A 285-nucleotide genomic window follows, 5' to 3' on the forward strand; every position below is an offset into this window, starting at 1 on the left:
TTTGATTACCTTGATTAGCTCTTGTAATAGCAAATCAAATCGAAAGCAAAATACCAAACCCAATATCGTTATCATTAATGTAGATGATATGGGTTGGCGAGATGTTGGTTTCATGGGTAGCGAATATTACGAAACGCCAAATATTGATGCGCTTTGTGCTCAAGGTATGGTGTTTACCAATGGTTATGCAGCATCAGCAAATTGTGCACCAAGTAGAGCTTGTTTAATGACGGGGTTATGGACACCACGTCATGGAATTTACACGGTAAATTCTTCTGAAAGAGG

General features: G+C 38.9%; 1 protein-coding gene. It reads left to right on the plus strand.

The window, feature by feature from the left end; genetic code table 11:
• Positions 1 to 285, plus strand: a 285-nt coding sequence (locus J8281_RS19505; protein ID WP_210199294.1) for a sulfatase-like hydrolase/transferase, incomplete at both ends; no start/stop codon positions are given.

The sequence above is a fragment of the Aquimarina sp. U1-2 genome, from assembly GCF_017897595.1.
Classification (GTDB): domain Bacteria; phylum Bacteroidota; class Bacteroidia; order Flavobacteriales; family Flavobacteriaceae; genus Aquimarina.